The 17,077-nt window shown below is 51.1% G+C and carries 9 protein-coding genes; 3 read left to right on the top strand and 6 right to left on the bottom strand.

Translation table 11 applies throughout. The features are described 5' to 3' along the window. Nucleotides 1–132 precede the first annotated feature (132 nt). The gene (locus IPH59_17245; GenBank protein ID MBK7093433.1) at nt 133–3,747 is read right to left on the bottom strand and encodes a T9SS type A sorting domain-containing protein; all 3,615 of its coding nucleotides are present in this window, start codon (nt 3,745–3,747) and stop codon (nt 133–135) included. After that, on the bottom strand, nt 3,734–6,688 hold the full coding sequence (locus IPH59_17240) for a VWA domain-containing protein (protein ID MBK7093432.1): 2,955 nt from the start codon (nt 6,686–6,688) through the stop codon (nt 3,734–3,736). Before IPH59_17240 ends, IPH59_17245 begins: the two co-directional genes overlap by 14 nt. Nucleotides 6,689–7,436: 748 nt before the next feature. Here IPH59_17240 and IPH59_17235 point away from each other — a divergent pair. The 3 genes from IPH59_17235 (at nt 7,437) to IPH59_17225 (ending at nt 13,059) form a co-directional block, all read left to right on the top strand. Beyond that, nucleotides 7,437–8,405 carry an efflux RND transporter periplasmic adaptor subunit gene (locus IPH59_17235; protein ID MBK7093431.1) on the top strand — a complete coding sequence of 323 codons (969 nt, stop codon included), beginning with the start codon at nt 7,437–7,439 and terminating at the stop codon, nt 8,403–8,405. A gap of 12 nt (nt 8,406–8,417) precedes the next feature. Beyond that, on the top strand, nt 8,418–11,507 hold the full coding sequence (locus IPH59_17230) for an efflux RND transporter permease subunit (protein MBK7093430.1): 3,090 nt from the start codon (nt 8,418–8,420) through the stop codon (nt 11,505–11,507). A gap of 160 nt (nt 11,508–11,667) precedes the next feature. After that, nucleotides 11,668–13,059, top strand: a complete 1,392-nt coding sequence (locus IPH59_17225; GenBank protein MBK7093429.1) for an acetyl-CoA hydrolase — start codon at nt 11,668–11,670, stop codon at nt 13,057–13,059. A 51-nt stretch (nt 13,060–13,110) separates the two neighbouring features. On the opposite strand, the gene IPH59_17220 is transcribed toward IPH59_17225, so the two are convergent. The 4 genes from IPH59_17220 to IPH59_17205 are packed head-to-tail and all read right to left on the bottom strand — an operon-like array spanning nt 13,111 to nt 16,963. Then, nucleotides 13,111–14,463 (bottom strand): MFS transporter, encoded by a 1,353-nt coding sequence (locus tag IPH59_17220; protein MBK7093428.1) that lies wholly within the window; start codon nt 14,461–14,463, stop codon nt 13,111–13,113. Continuing rightward, nucleotides 14,460–15,473: a glycosyltransferase family 2 protein gene (locus tag IPH59_17215; protein ID MBK7093427.1), complete on the bottom strand. Its 1,014-nt coding sequence runs from the start codon at nt 15,471–15,473 to the stop codon at nt 14,460–14,462. Before IPH59_17215 ends, IPH59_17220 begins: the two co-directional genes overlap by 4 nt. A 12-nt stretch (nt 15,474–15,485) precedes the next feature. Next, on the bottom strand, nt 15,486–16,163 hold the full coding sequence (locus IPH59_17210) for a methyltransferase domain-containing protein (GenBank protein ID MBK7093426.1): 678 nt from the start codon (nt 16,161–16,163) through the stop codon (nt 15,486–15,488). A gap of 2 nt (nt 16,164–16,165) precedes the next feature. Then, nucleotides 16,166–16,963 carry a DUF3473 domain-containing protein gene (locus IPH59_17205; GenBank protein ID MBK7093425.1) on the bottom strand — a complete coding sequence of 266 codons (798 nt, stop codon included), beginning with the start codon at nt 16,961–16,963 and terminating at the stop codon, nt 16,166–16,168. Nucleotides 16,964–17,077: the final 114 nt, after the last annotated feature.

The raw sequence follows: 17,077 nt of genomic DNA, 5'->3' as shown, positions 1-17,077 counted from the left end.
TGTTATGCTCCACAATCGAAAAACGCAAATTCGCAACTTTGAACTCATTGAAGCTCTTGTTCTTGAATCTCTCCCGAGCGGCGGGAAGAGCAAACGCTCCTCCCGCCTCATCCCGGTTACCAGTAGTGCAATCTACTTAAGGAGAACCATTTTTCTGGTTTCACTAAATGCGCCGGCAGTCGCACGATAGAAGTAGACTCCCGACGGTGCACCCGAACCATCCCAGTCCACAACTACTCGGCCAACTCCGCTTCCAGAGAGCGTCTTCACCAACTGTCCAGTAATGTTGAAGATCTCGATCTTCCACTCAGAAGTTGAGGGAAGGTCAAGTTCGATCTGTGTATTCGGATTGAATGGATTCGGACGATTCTGTCCAAGCGCAAACTCGGTCGGCAGTGAAGACTTACTGACACTGAGGTTCAGCATGTTGCCCTCAAAGTCCGCCGCTTCAATTTCAATCAATTCAGCATCGCCGACAATGTGCAGCACCTGGCTTGTGCCGGCTGCAATTCGCCGGCCCATATCCGCAAGACCGGAGTAAATCAGCACACTCACTTCGCCATTCTCTTCATGCGAGAGAGTTTCCATGCCGCTCATTCCAACAAGCTGATACGAGTCGCCCACACGGAACTTAGCCCGTAGCGCGCCGATATCGGTACTTGAATTGATCGACAGTTCACCGCTCTGCCACTTAACGCTCGCCGAGTTAGCAAATGGTGCAAGCTTCGGGAACGGCAGGGCGTCGCCCATAATCACGCGCAACAAGTAAACCAAGTCGCCGACACTCAGAACAGTGCCGTCCTGATTTACATCGGATGCCGCAATCTGAGCCTCGCGACGCGTCGGGTCTGGATCGAGTGCCGCTATGCCATACAAGAAGTAGTTCGTATATAATACCGCATCTGCGATTTCGTAGGCGATGCCGTTAAGGTTCAAGTCGCCCGGCGCATCGATCGAGTCGGCGCATACCACATCGATACCGCCTTCAATGAACTCGATGCAGCGAATCGGGTAGTACTTGTCTCCGAGCAAGCAATAGTCGCCGGCACCAAGACCAAACGGTCTGGAAGCATCGGGATACAGCGCGTTATCAAGTTCATCCCAAAGCATCTGACCTTCGAATGAGTAGATGCGCTTGTCGATGTACAAAGTATCACCGGTTACTGTCGACACCGCGTTATCTCCGCAGTCGATCCAGAAGAACGTTACCGGCAAGTATTGACACTCAAAAGTGCGGTCATTTGTTACCAGGAATTTCAATACCGCTATCTCATGCTGATCGCTATCAGGCGCACCATAACAACTTGGATGGTTAGGTCCGTTGTTAGCGTCAGCGACTGCCACGATTCGCAACAATCCGCTCGGACACGGACCGCCGCAATTTCCGATTGCTCCGTAACGGTAGGTAAAGTACTCCCAACCGCAGGAGGTCAAAAGCTGTCCCGGTTTAGCATCGACAAAGCTCAATCCCGAATTGTCGTACTTGATCAGCAGATCAAATCCGCCCATTTCGAGTGCTTCCGATTCGATAAACACCGAGACGAACTCGTACTGGCCCTGAAGCGAATTGTGCGTTTTCTCAATCTGCATCACGAAGCAGGTCGCCGTATCGCAGTCAATCATCGCGACCAACTGCTGATGCTGCGCCTGTGCCGTTAGTCCGCAACTATCGGTGACTGTCAATGTGAAATCATATTGTGCCGTGACCGCAGGCGGCGTAAAGCAGAGTGTCCCGCTGCCATTGGAGTAGTTGAGAACTGCTCCCGGCAATCCCGTCACTACAACATTGCTTGCATTGCCGTTGGGGTCGGAGTAGGTGAACGGCACGCACCACGGGATCATTGGTTCATCAAGGCACGCAAAGGTCGTATCGCCTGCTGGAAGGGCAATCTCCGGCCCGACATTGAGACGTACCGTAACCACTGCAGTGTCGTAATCAATAGCGCCGCATTGGTCGGTCGCTTTCATAATGAAGGTGTAGCTTCCCGACGCCGTTGGCGCGAAACAGATTTGATTGCCGCTCAAAGTACCGACCGGCGACACCAACTCACACGTGAGAGTTCCTGCGTCGACATCGGTGCATGAGACATTCCAACAAATCGGATCGCCGGAAGTGCGGCAGTTCAAGTTCTGGTCCGCTCCGGCGTTCGCAACCGGCGGAGTGTTAAGAGTAATTGTGACAGTTGTAACGCACGTGTCAGCCAATCCACAAGCGTCAATCGCGATTACTCTGATCATATTGGGACCAGCTACCGGCGTGAAGCAGAGCTGATTGCCCTGAATCGTACCGCCAGTTACCTGATATGAAGCGATGTTATTTTCGGCATCAGTTGCCGAGAAACCATCGATGCAAATCTGATTCAGATTACAGACAAACAGCGTTTGATTGCCCGGACAGGTAACAACTGGAGCTGAGTTGCTCGTCACCGTCACTACCGAAGTATCAAGATCAGTCGCTCCACAAGCATCGGTTGCTTGCAGTACGAAAGTGAACGTGCCTGCACCTGCAGGTGTGAAGCAAATCTGCGAACCGTTGTAGGTGCCCGGTCCGGAGATCAAGTTGCAGGTCGACAAGTTTGCATTGGCATCACTGCACGAAGCCGCAATGCAAATCGGTGCCGGTGTACACTGGAACAACGTCGAGTCGCGTCCAGCATTGGCAATCGGTGCCACGTTAAGTGTGACATTGACGACCGACGTATCGAAGTCCGTCAATCCGCAAGCATCCGTGGCTTTGAGAACCAAGGTGTAGCTTCCCGAAGATGCCGGTGTGAAGCAGATCGTCGAGCCATTGTAGGTGCCCGGACCTGAGACTAACTGACAAGTTGACAAGTTACCATTCGGATCACTGCAAGCTGCAGCAATACAGATCGGAGCCGGTGTGCACTGGAACAACGTCGAGTCGTTTCCGACCGTCGCAACCGGAGCTTGATTCAGCGTGACGTTGACTACCGAGGTATCGAAGTCGGTCAAACCGCAAGCATCAGTCGCTTTCACTATAAAGGTATAGATTCCGGAAGCTGCCGGCGTGAAGCAGATGCCGCCGCCGTTAAGCGTTCCCGGACCGGAAGTCAATTCGCAATTGGTAAGATTGGCATCGGGATCACTGCAGCCAGCCGTGATGCAGATCTGCGCCGGAGCACACTGGAACAGCGTCGAATCGCGTCCCGCATTGGCTACCGGCGGAAGATTGAGTGCTACCGTCACGACTGCCGTATCAAAGTCCGTCGCTCCGCAAGCGTCGGTCGCTTTCAGAACGAAGGTGAAGACACCAGCGCCAGCCGGAGTGAAGCAGACATCAGAGCCGTTGTAGGAACCGGGACCTGAGACAAGCTGACAGGTCGACAAGTTACCGTTCGGATCAGAGCACGAAGCCGGAATACAAATCGGAGCTGCACCGCACTGGAAGAGCGTTGAGTCATTGCCCATGCTCGCTACCGGCGGCTGGTTGAGTGTTACAGTTACTACTGAAGTATCAAAGTCGGTTGCTCCGCAAGCGTCGGTCGCCTTCAGAACGAAGGTGAAGACACCAGCACCAGCCGGAGTGAAGCAGATCGCTGAGCCGTTGTAGGTACCCGGACCTGAGACTAACTGACAGGTCGAAAGGTTGCCGTTCGGGTCACTGCAGGATGCAGTCACACAGATCGGAGCCGGTGTACACTGGAATAATGTCGAATCGTTGCCGGCATTCGCAATCGGTGCTTGATTGAGTGTGACATTGACTACCGATGTGTCAAAGTCCGTCAACCCGCAAGCATCGGTCGCCTTCAACACGAAGGTGTAGCTGACCTGATGCCGCCGGTGTGAAGCAGATCGCTGAGCCGTTGTAGGTGCCCGGACCGGAAACCAACTGACAAGTCGACAGGTTACCGTTCGGATCACTGCAGGAAGCAGTCACACAAATCGGTGCCGGTGTGCACTGGAACAATGTCGAATCGTTGCCCGCATTCGCAATTGGTGCTTGGTTGAGTGTCACATTGACTACTGAAGTATCGAAGTCCGTAAGACCGCAAGCATCCGTCGCCTTCAACACGAAGGTGTATGAACCTGATGCCGCAGGAGTGAAGCAAATCGCCGAGCCATTATAAGTACCCGGACCAGAGACAAGCTGACAAGTCGACAGGTTACCGTTCGGATCACTGCAGGAAGCAGTCACACAAATCGGTGCCGGTGTGCACTGGAACAGTGTCGAATCGTTGCCCGCATTCGCAACCGGAGCTTGATTGAGTGTGACATTGACTACTGAAGTATCAAAGTCCGTCAATCCGCAAGCATCCGTCGCCTTCAACACGAAGGTGTATGAACCTGACGCTGCCGGTGTGAAGCAGATCGCTGAGCCGTTGTAAGTGCCCGGACCAGAGACCAACTGGCAGGTCGACAGGTTACCGTTCGGGTCGCTGCACGATGCAGTCACGCAAATCGGCGCCGGTGTGCATTGCGCGAGAGTCGAGTCATTACCCGCGTTTGCAATTGGTGCCTGGTTCAAAGTCACATTGACTACGGACGTATCGAAGTCCGTCAGTCCGCAAGCATCCGTCGCCTTCAACACGAAGGTGTATGAACCAGATGCCGCCGGTGTGAAGCAAATTGCTGAGCCGTTGTAAGTGCCCGGACCAGAGACAAGCTGACAGGTCGACAGATTGCCGTTCGGGTCACTGCAGGATGCAGTCACGCAAATCGGAGCGGCAGTGCATTGGAACAAAGTCGAGTCGCTTCCAGCGTTCGCAACTGGCGGGTCATTGAGTGTAACCGTGACATTTGTTACGCAAGTGTCTGCCTTGCCGCAAGCGTCCGTCGCAATAAACGTGATGCTATAGACACCAGCTGTCGGAGCATTGAAGCAAACCGTTGTTCCAGTTAAGGTGCCGAGTGAAACCGTTTTGGTCGATATGTTATTATCAACATCAGTAGCAACAAAACCATCAACGCAAACCTGTCCCGGCGAGCAAAATGCCACTGTTGTGTCCGCATGGCACTGCACGATCGGAGCAGAATTCAGTATGATATTGACAGTCGTCACGCAAGTGTCTGCCAAACCGCAGGAATCAGTCGCAATCACTTGAAGCACATTTGGACCAGCAACTGGAGTGAAACAAACCTCGTCTTCAAGAATCGAGCCGATCGAAACTGTCGTTGTCGCCAAGTTGCCGTCAGGATCATCGGCATTGAATCCGTTCAAGCAGATCGGGGCCAATGTGCAGACGAACATTGTGGTGTCCGGGATACAACTGATCGTCGGCGGTAGATTCGGACAAATCGCAACCGAATATGGCGAGGTCTGCGGATTTACTGCCGGATTCGACAAGGTGTACTGACCGTCCGAGGCCGTGATGTAGTATTCGAATGCCGAGCGACAATTCAGCAGATTGGCTGGAACAGTGTAACAGAATATGCTGTCATTTGGACCTCCCAACTGCGTCATTCCAACATCAGTGTAAGTTGGATAACCCGGACTGCCTACCAATCGATAGAACAGTCGGACCGTAAATGAAGCGGGTGGAGTATCCTCATCGGTGACTTTAACGCAAATCTGCAGGGGATCTGTCCGCACTTGGCAGGTATCGCTCAAATCAATCGTCGGAGGGGTGCGGACGATGACCGGAGGTGCCTGCTCCTGACACGAAGCTTCATCGCAACCTACGCAATTGCCGCCTACTTTGTGGCATATCTTGGTTACGTGTATTGTGCCATCCTGAATGGTATCGAGGCTCGTGTAACAGATTTTGTACCGACTGCAAATTCTGATCTTGATTTCATCATATACCGAATCAATCAAAGCGCCTGACGGTGCATGACGCCAGAATCCACCGGTGCCGTTTGCAAAAGCCTCCATTGCTTCCGTGTTGTAATAAGTGTTCGTGATTGGCCCAAGATTGAATGTGTAAACCGGTATACTCGCGCCATTCGCAAAATTGCATATCAGCGTTGAATCATCTGTATACGGCTGTGTCGCTGGACTACCGACACCGTTGGGGGGCTGTGGTGTAATATGACTGCGGTTTTCCAGTCCATCAGTGAATGCGATAACTGCCTTGCTGCCCAATTCCGCGACCGTCACATTGACACCCTGCCACACACCGTCAAAAGCCGCGGTATTGCCCGATGCAACCAAACCATTGATCTTTGTTAGTAACAGCGTAGTGTCGCTCGTGAACGTCTGCACTGTTGTTACCGAGTTCGCAAAGGAGACAATTGCCACACGATCGTAAGAATCCATGTTGCGAACAAATCGTCTCATCGCACTCTTGGCGTCGTTCAGGCGATTGCTTTCCGTCATACTGCCGGAAACGTCAACGACCAAACATATCGAAGTGATACAGGAATCTACGCTCAACTCCTGAACCGTAAAATTGCCGGGGGTAATCAAAACGCCGTTTTGATAAACACAGAAACTATCGGCGGTCAACCCACCAATCGGATTTCCGAGCGAATCAAGCGCCTCAACGTAGGTGCAAATAAGAGGAAATAACGAGCAATCCAGCTGAGTAATGTTAACTGTGTCAACTGGAAGGGAAGTCATCGCGCCAAGACTCGTCATCAGAGGCAACGGCTTAATCGATGGCCCAGGTTGATACGTCGTATCAATATAGGTTAGATCATCCGGCGGTCCGACGACAATGTACTGAGCGGCAGCCGAAGAGACCAGCATTAGCGTCAACGCTAATACCAACAATAGCCTTTGATTCATATCCCTCCCGAAAGTGCAGAAAAGGTTCGAACACTTATTCAAATGTTAGACTAAATTATCGAAAAGTAACTGATACGTTCATTTCAAACGCTACTCAAGATCCGAGCATAGACACTTCAAAGATGCGCTTCAAGATGAAAAATCCGACCCATGCCCAAACCCTGGAATAAGGCCCGTATTGACACGCAAGAAATGCGATCAATAACAAAGCCTTGCTATCTAGCAAATACGCCAGAAATTTTGTCTGTCGATGAACCTCATGCCGGTAGGACTGAATCGCCGGGAGAGGTTCGACGATTACATCCGGCCTCGATAACCAAACCTGCTTGTCCCACACTGACGTGCGAGTAAGGTCTGGTGCGAAGATTAAGGATGTAGAAACTGGTCCAAAGTTCACTTCTTTGTATATCAGTCAAATCCGATATACTATAGCAGACCAATTCGATTCAAAATCGCTGATTGATGTCAATACGTCAAGACCAAACTTCGGTATAAAATCGCGTAGATACTGCGTATCGCCAATACGCAGCATATATAATGTAGCAATCCAACCTCAAAAATCGAAATTTCGCATGGTCAAAACGACTCCCATTGTCTTACATACAGGGTGGAACCATTTCAAATGTATGAGGTTAAATAGTTAATGAATATTCATAGCTCCAGATTTTGCACCCAAACCACCCTCTTATTCGCGATTTCCACCGGTCTTCTGCTCATAGTTGGTTGTGGCCAAAGTAGCAGCAAGCCAATGAATCGAGACGCAGGCGCCAATCTTCTTGCTGTCGAAGCCATCCTCGTGAAGCCTCAACTGCTTCGCAATCAGATATTTACAACTGGAACCTTGCTCGCCAACGAAGAGGTTGAATTGCGCCCTGAGATTTCCGGTCGGATTACCGGCGTCTACTTCGATGAAGGTCGTCGCATCAAAAAAGGCGAGCTAATGTTGAAGATCAATGACCGGGAGCTGCTCGCACAGCACAAGCGCAAAGAGCTCGAAGAGACACAAGCCGCTGATCAGGAACGCAGAAATCGTCAACTCTTCGAAATCAATGTTATCAGTCAGGAAGAATACGATAAGTTCCTCAACGCACTTAAGTTCATCCAAGCTGAAAAGGAAGTCATCGAATCGCAATTGGCGAAAACGGAGATCCGTGCTCCCTTTGACGGCGTGGTTGGTCTTCGCTATGTCAGCGAGGGCGGCTATGTTTCACCCAACATGCTTGCCGCTACGATGCAAGACCTCGATCCAATGAAAGTCGAGTTCTCAGTACCGGAGAAGTATTCTCAACAAATGAAAAACGGCACAGAGATTATGGTGCGCGTAGGTGAGTCAGAGGACATTTCTAAGGGCATTGTCTATGCAGTCGAGTCCAAGATCGACCCGGGTACACGTACCATCAAGGCGCGCGCAACGATTCCCAACAACTCCGAGTTGCTGATGCCGGGTTCATTCGCGAAGGTTGAAATCACTCTACAGGAAATCGCCGATGCCATAGTCATTCCGACGAGTGCAGTTGTTCCCGAAATCAATGGCGAAAAGGTCTTTGTCTGCGAGAACGGTACGGCTCGTGCTATCCCGGTCAAGACTGGTATCCGCACCGAAAAGAGCATACAGATCACCAGCGGACTCTCGGCAGCTGATACTCTAATCGTAACCGGCCTTCTCCAAATGGCTGATGGCAAGGGCGTCAAGATCCAGTCACTAAAGTCTGACTAGGCCGGTGAATTGATGAATATCTCCTCGATCTGCATCGAACGCCCCGTCCTTTCAATAGTACTTTCAATTCTTATCGTTCTCTTCGGAGCTATTGGATTCCTTTTCCTCGGTGTCCGTGAGTATCCTTCCGTCGATCCGCCTGTTATCACGGTCCAAACCAACTATACCGGCGCCAACGCAGACGTCGTCGAATCGCAGATAACCGAGCCACTTGAAGAATCAATCAACGGTATCGCTGGAATTCGCTCGCTGACTTCGTCGAGTAGTGATGGCAGAAGTTCTATCACTGTCGAGTTCGAGTTGGGTGTCGATATGGAAGACGCCGCCAATGATGTTCGCGATCGTGTCTCGCGATCCATCCGCAGCCTTCCTCCCGATGTCGATCCGCCCGTAGTCTCAAAGTCCGATGCCGATTCTAATCCGATCCTGGCTCTCGCGGTTCGCACCGACAAACGATCGCTTCTCGAACTGTCGGCTTATGCCAATGACGTCATTAAAGAACGACTACAGACAATTCCGGGCGTCAGCGAAATCCGTATCTGGGGCGAAAAGAAATACTCAATGAAATTGCAGATTGATCCGGCTCGGCTCGCCGCTTACGGGCTGACACCGCTCGATGTCCGCAATGCACTCAATCGCGAGAATGTCGAACTTCCTTCTGGGCGAATTGAAGGCTACGCTACCGAATTGTCCATTCGTACTTTCGGGAGACTCTCCGGTGTCGAGGACTTCAATGAACTGATCGTCAAAGAAACCGAAGGTTCCGTCGTCAAGTTCAAAGACGTCGGCGAAGCAATGCTTGCGCCTGAAAACGAACGAACGAGCTTGCGCGGCAACGGCGGCGTACCAATGGTCTCGGTGGTTATCATTCCTCAGCCGGGTTCCAATCATATTGCCATTGCCGACGAGTTTTACAAGCGAGTCGAGCAAGTTCGCCGCGACGTGCCGGAAGACCTCCAGTTTGCCGTAGCGCTCGATACCACTGCCAACATTCGCAAAGCGGTCGTTGAGGTTGTCGAGACAATTCTCATTGCGTTTCTGCTCGTCTTGCTGGTCATATTCGCCTTCTTGCGACATTGGCGCACGACAATTATTCCGATGCTTGCCATTCCGATTTCATTGGTCGGAGCGTTTTTCATCATGTACATCGCCGATTTCTCAATAAATCTGCTCACCTTGTTGGGGATTGTACTTTCGACAGGAATTGTCGTAGATGACGCAATCGTTGTCCTCGAGAATATCTACAGCAAGATCGAACGCGGAGTCAAGCCGATCGAAGCCGGCCACGCTGGGTCACGGGAGATCTTTTTCGCAATCGTATCAACTACAATCACGCTCGCTGCAGTGTTTTTGCCGATCATCTTCTTGCAAGGATTGACGGGAAGGCTCTTCCGCGAATTTGGGATTGTCGTTGCCGGTTCAGTCTTGATCTCGGCCTTTGTCTCACTCACATTGACGCCAATGTTGAGCGCCCGCACTCTCCACAAAACGACTCACGAAAACAAATTCTTTACCTGGAGTGAGAATCTTTTTAACAGCCTCAGCACAAGGTACAATCGATCACTGCGCACATTTGTCAGCCGCCGCTGGTTGGCGCCTATCATCATGGTTGCTTCACTTGCAATCATCCTTGGCTTAGGTTCAATTCTGCCGTCTGAGCTGGCGCCCATGGAAGACAAGAGCCGCCTGGTCATCAACGCCACTGCTCCAGAGGGAACCTCCTACGAGGCGATGTACGACTACATTGGCAGCCTGATTCAGATTGTTGATACATTACCTGAACGAGACGTCATCCTGTCAGTTACTGCCGGTGGCGGAGGAAATTCGTCCGCCAATTCGGGTTTCGTCCGAATCAATATGGTCCCGCCAACCGAACGCGAAAGGACACAGCAACAGATTGCGGACGTGGTCAGCCGAAAGCTCCGTGATCAGACTTTCGCACGCGCCTTCGTAACACAAGAGCAAACTATCGGCAATACTCGAGGTCGAGGATTGCCCGTGCAATACATTATTCAGGCACCAAACTTTGATCGATTGCGCGAGGTCATCCCGCCATTTATGGACAAGGCACAGAATAATCAGGCATTTCAAGTAGTGGACCTTGACCTGAAATTCAATAAGCCGGAATTGACTATCGAAATCGACCGCGATCGCGCAAGGGCATTGGGTATTACAGTTCGTGATATTGCCGAAACGCTGCAGTTGTTTTTTAGCGGCCAGCGTTACGGCTTCTTCATTCTCAATGGGAAGCAATATCCAGTCATTGCCCAGGCAAACCGCGACAATCGCGACGAGCCGCTCGATCTCAGCTCAATTTACATTCGAAACAACCGCGAAGAGTTGATCCAGCTCGACAATTTGGTCAAGATGTCATATCGCAGCAGCCCGCCACAATTGTATCGTTACAATCGATATGTCTCAGCTACCTTCAGCGCATCACCGGCGACCGACCAGACTATCGGCAGCGCTATCGAGGAGATGGACAAAATTGCTTCCGAAGTTCTTGATGAATCATTCTCAACGAGTCTGGGCGGTGCCGCGAAGGATTTTGCCGAAAGCTCTAACACCCTGCTCTTCGCTTTCATACTGGCATTGGTCTTGGTCTACCTGATTCTCTCAGCGCAGTTTGAGAGTTTCCGCGATCCGCTGACCATTATGTTCACCGTTCCACTCGCCCTTGCAGGTGCGGTGCTCTCTCTTTGGCTCTTTGGGCAAACTCTTAACATCTTCAGTCAAATCGGCATTATCGCCCTCGTCGGTATTGTTACCAAGAACGGCATTTTGATTGTCGAATTTGCCAACCAAAGACAACTGCAAGGACTCTCCATCCCCGAAGCCGTTATCGATGCCGCGACTCAGCGATTCCGTCCGATTTTGATGACCAGTCTTGCAACCGTTTTTGGTGTTCTTCCGATCGCCCTCGCCCTTGGCGCCGCTGCCAAGAGCCGAGTTTCAATGGGTATTGTCATCATCGGTGGATTGCTTTTCTCTCTTGTCCTGACCCTTTACGTCATCCCGGCCCTCTACACTTATCTATCCACCAGAAAGATAGTCTCAGAGACAGCATCAATAGAAGAACCGATTGAAGTTAATCCCGTCTAGCTTCTTGATTCCCCCATTTAACTCGTTGTTATTAAATAAGTAACACCAACTGCTGATATTGACATTCGTCAAGTACTCACATGCGTGTGTTGTTTCATTAACAAATGTCGATAGAACAATAAACGTTTGAATCGCGGCAGAAATTCGATATCTTGTTTATATGATTAGGGTTAACTCAGTAGAAGAAGTCATCAATCCGCTCCTGATTCAACCAGGCAGTGTGATCTATATTTCCGGTAACGCGGCAACTCCCCAAGTGCTGATGGAGCAACTCGGACTTGACCTCTCCATCAAAGGCGTCGACACTTACGGCGTGCTCTGGCTTGGCGAGAGAATTCGCCCGCTTTTCACTGAGAAGCGGTGCGAGACACTCACTCATCGAATCATCTTCAATAGCTATATTACTCGCGAAGCTGTCAATAAGGGCTGGGCATACTATCATCCGATTCATCTCTCCGAAATTCCACGCTATGTTCGCAGTGCGATTAAGCCAAACGTCGTTCTGTTGCAGGTAAACGGTCCTGACCGTGGCGGCAATTACAGCATTGGTACGACTGTCGAAGGTGTTCTCGAAGCTATCTACACTTGCCACAAAAACGGCGGAATTGTCATCGCCGAACGCAACGCCAAGATGCCCTTTGTCCTTGGCACAACCGTGCCTGAAACCATGATTGATTACGTCATTGATGTCGACTATCCGTTGCCATCAAGTCCGATTCCTGAACCAGACAGCGTCGCTACGCGAATTGGCGAGATCATAGCCGCGCTCTATATCTGCGATGGCTCTGGATCCGAACCCGGATCCACACTCCAATATGGGATTGGCGAGGTCCCGGAAGCAGTCACTGAAGCTATTCTCAAGAAGGGCGTGAAAGATCTCGCAATCCACACCGAACTATTTGCAGATGCGATGGCCAAACTCGTTAAGAAGGGAATCGCTACCAATCGCTGGAAACAAAATCTCAATTTCTCGGTCGCTTCGATTTTCCTTTCCGAGAATCAGGAAGGTTACGATTGGCTCAGCTTTAACAGTGCTGTTCAGAGCCGCCCAAGCAACTACACAAACAGTGTCTTCAAAATCGCCGAACAGCCAAAGATGGTCTCCATCAACAGCGCCATCGGCGTCGATCTGCACGGAAATGTCTGGGCTGACTCGCTCGAAGCGCGCAAAATCTACTCCGGTGTCGGTGGACAAAGCGACTTCATTCGCGGCGCCCAGTATTCCGAGGGTGGCGTCGCAATCATCGCCCTTAAGTCACAGACTTCAGATGGCATCTCCAAAATCGTCGATCGCTGTCCCGCAGGAATCACGACCACAGCAACTCCAGTCGACAAAGTCATCCTCGTAACCGAGTACGGCTCGCTTGACCCGCGTACGCTTAGCCTTGGTGAACGCGCGGTTGGAATTGCTCATCTCGCAAAACCGAGCGAGCGAGAAAAGTTGCTCAAGATCATCAGCGACAGCCCTGCTTTTCATAAGCCCGAGTCATCGAGCAATGGCCATCCTCGCGGTTTTACTCCCTACGAAGAAGCGATCAAACGCCTCGGCTAACAATTCAGCCTTGTTACAAATTTAGGTGAGATTTTGCAGACAATGGGCGTGTTACGCCTGCACCATTTGCTTGTTCTCGCGCGCAACCAAGAATGCCGTAACCAGCCACGCCGCAACCAAAACGAGATTCACCAGCGCAAACTGAGTCACGCTGAATGCCAACCAATGAATGCCCGCATAGATAAGTATCGCCGAAAGTACATCACCTGCTCGCACAAAAAAAGAGTCGATTGCGACTTTCGCCTTGTACTTCTGCTCGCGTGTAGTCGGCAAGAATAGCATTTGGCGTGCTGTATTATTGAGGGAGTAGTCGGTGGCGTTTTCTGCGGTTTTAGCAATGCGAATCAACGACAGCAGGGGAGTGAACGCAATCAATGCATACCCGCCGAAAGCAATCACCGGCAACGCCATGATTGCCACTCTCATGCCAAGATACTTGACAATTCGCGACACGACGAACAGCTGCAACAAGAAACCGAGGAGGTTGACATAAAAGAAGAAATCGCCATAGAACTTGCCAATAAACACTTTCTCCGCCTGCTTCGCGGCTTCTACATCAGAGATTCCGCTTACCGATACCTGTGCTGCCTTACTTACAACATTGCCGAGTATGTACTCACCCGTCGTGTTGACCCAGTTCGTCAGGAGTATCATGATAGCGATCAGCAACAAGTACCGATGTCGAAACACAACTTTGAATGCGCCTTCTTTCGACATCGCCGGTTCCGCAACAGTCGGAGCCGTGCCTGAGGCATCGTGCAAAGGGCGATTTCGCTTCTTCGATTCCACGAAGTTTGTGATCAGCAGGCTCGCCAATAACAGCCCGGCGGATACCAACAACAGCTCGTAAATACCAATAACATCAATCAGGACTTCGGCGAACTTCGCGCCCAATACTGCGCCGGCTGATCCCCCAAATGCGATAATAGCAAACAGCCGTTTTCCCTCGGCTGGTGTATAAATGTCGTTTGCGAAAGACCAGAATTGAGCGATAACCGTCAAGCTGAATACTCCGACCCAAACGAAGTAAATCACACCAAGGTAACGCGTATCAGCGATTCCCAAGAAGTAGAATCCGACGAAACACGCGGTGAAGAATAGCACTACGGTATTTAGCAACTTGCGTCGGTCGAACCGAGCTACCATAAATGCATACAAATTGACCGCACCGATAAGAACAACTGCCTGCAATGCTGCCGAATACGCTTTAACTTCAGCCCCGCCTCCGGCAAGTATCAGCGGTTCGCGGACCACCTTTGCGATATAATATGCTGTAAGGATAAGGAAGATATTGAACGTCATCAGTAGCGAAAGCGCGCCCTCGCCGCCATGTACTTCGGCGAATATCCCGAGGAACTTATCGAGTATCGATTTCTTCACTGTTACGTCACTCGCAGTTGTCATTTCTTATCAAAGTCCTTCGAAGTTATGAACCCCGACCACGACGCTACTCCATATGTATAGTGCAACGCCGCAAACCAGAATGGAAGAACAAATGCCTGCCAGGTCATCTTTGCCTTGATCGCCGTCGCCAAAGCTACCGCCACAGCGCACACGAGGTAGAATACCAGCCCTCCAAAGAGAAGCCACCATCCGATTGGCAGAAAGGATCCCAAAATCAGCAGTCCGACTTGCCCGCCGACAAATACCATCGGCACAAAATGTCGCGGTGAAAATCCGCCGTGGCCGCGTCGGGACAACATGATATTCCAGAAGCCGTTATTCCAAGCCTGTTTCAGAAATCCACCAAACGTGTTCCGGCAAAGGTAAGTCGGATTGATCTCGACATTCAAATACGAACGATGACCCAGCTTGTTCATTCGATGATGCAGATCGTTGTCTTGACTGCGGGGAAGTGACTCATCGAACCCGCCCGCCGCGACAATTGCTTCCTTGCGATAGAGCGCCATCGTCACCACCGGAACCCATCCCGATTGACCGCCAATTCGGTGCGCTCCTCCACCTACTCCAAAGGGAGTCGACAGAACCGACGCATTGATTTTGCCGACTGTTGTCGTGCCCTTGGTCGTCAGCACCCCGCCGACTGCCGCGGCTCCTGTCGATTCCATCGTTGCAAGACACTGCCGAATGTGACTCGGTTGAAGTATTGCATGCCCGGAGATCCAAAGCACATACTCGTACTTTGCCGCGGCTACTCCGATATTCATACCGCAAGACACTGTTCTGCGTGGATTTTGCAGTGGCTTGATTCTGTCGTCCCGCCGCGCCCAATCAGCGATTATTGTCGCCGTCCCGTCCTCGGACATTCCGTCAACAAGCAGCAACTCTATTTTGTCTTTTGGATAGTCAAGTGCCGCAAGCGCTCGCAGGCAGTCGTCCAGATGCTCCGCTTCATTGCGAACCGCCAAGATGATCGATACGCCGGGTAATTGCTCGAGATCGGAATTCGTCATCGCTTCATGCCGCTAGCGTGTCAAGATCGCAACGTAATCCATGCCCGCGCCTTTGATCTTCGTCACCTTGCAGTCGGAGTAACCGGCTTCCTTGGCTAACTGCTCAATCTGTTCGACGCGATAGAAGTAAACGGGGCACTTCTTGATCGCATAACGCACCTTTCGCAGCGGTGTGCGATAGAACGAAATGCTCGGGAAAGAAGCTATCACTGAATGATTGCAGAAATCACGAAGTTTCTTGAGACTCGGCACCGGCTGATCTATGTAATCAAAGAAACCCATTGCCACGACTACGTCAAACTTGTCGCTCGTTTGATAGGCATCAATGTCCGATAACACGAATTCGAATTTCGTCTGCGTTTGATTCAATTTCTGTACGTGTTCGCGCGCTAACTCGAGCATCGAACTGCTGATATCCACTCCAACGACACGTGCAACTCCGGCTTCTGCGTATCCGGTGGCATAACGCCCACTGCCGATTCCTACATCAAGTACACTCTTTGCCTTAGCCGCCTTGACATGATTTATTGTCATCAGGTAGCGTTCATATATGTCACTGCGGAAATTTCGGTTCATGAAGCGCATGAACGCGCTGGTCGCTTCGAGGCTGTACAACGAGTCAAACAACTCTGCCTTGCGATCAAAGTACGCCGCCGCTCGCTTGTGATCACTTGAGTCTATATTCGACATCCCTATTCCTTCATTCCATGCTGACGCAGGACGTTTGATACTGTGTCTACCGAAAAACCGCGCAGCACTCTTTCGAGCCTTCGCAGCCCATTCCTTGTGTGATAGTAGTGCCGAAACCTGCGATAAGCCGACATAGGTTGGACTTTCACTATCTGACTGCCAAGCTCATATGGGTGGCTATATATCATTGCCGGCTGTCCAGCTTTGGCGCTCCGGCTGATCAATGCCCGCGACAAACTCACCGGATACAGCCGCAAATATCCACCTCCGCCATAAGGCACCGTTTTGCCGAGAAACCGAAATGTACCGCCCGGAAACTCCCATAGTCCGTTTGCGAGCCGGTGTATTCCGGCCGGAACATCCGACATGCCGTATACGTCGTGAATATCAGTCGGTGTAAGTGACGAGTCATAGATAAAACCAGCATCACGAATCTCATCAAGTATCCACAGTGAATCGGGTCGAATCGAAAAATCGGGTGCGCGAAAACCCAGTACTGCTGTTTCTCCGGCACTCTCCAATACATCCTTGCTTGATCTAAGATCGCTGCGAAACTGCTCGCGCGACTGATTGAAAATGCGCTTATGAAAGAAGCTGTGCGAACCAAGTTCATGACCGGCCGATGTGATTCGTTTCATCAAATGTGGCAGCCGTTTCGCAATTCTGCCCAATACAAAAAAAGTCGCCTTCAAATGAAGCCGTTCAAACCCTTCCAGTGTCTCATTGACATTGGTTTCAATCTCTCGGTCGGCAGCCGTATCATCAAAGTACCTCTCCGGAATCGGAAAGCTCTCAGCCATCCCCTCGACAAATCCCTCGACGTCAACCGTCAGGGCATGAACAACTTCGTTCGTCCTTTGCTCCTTTATAATGCGACTCCGCTCCTGCCGATCACGAGAATCTTGGTGCACAAG

The sequence above is a fragment of the bacterium genome (assembly GCA_016708315.1).
GTDB lineage: Bacteria > Zixibacteria > MSB-5A5 > CAIYYT01 > CAIYYT01 > JADJGC01.
This window is presented reverse-complemented; position numbering and strand designations above follow the sequence as displayed.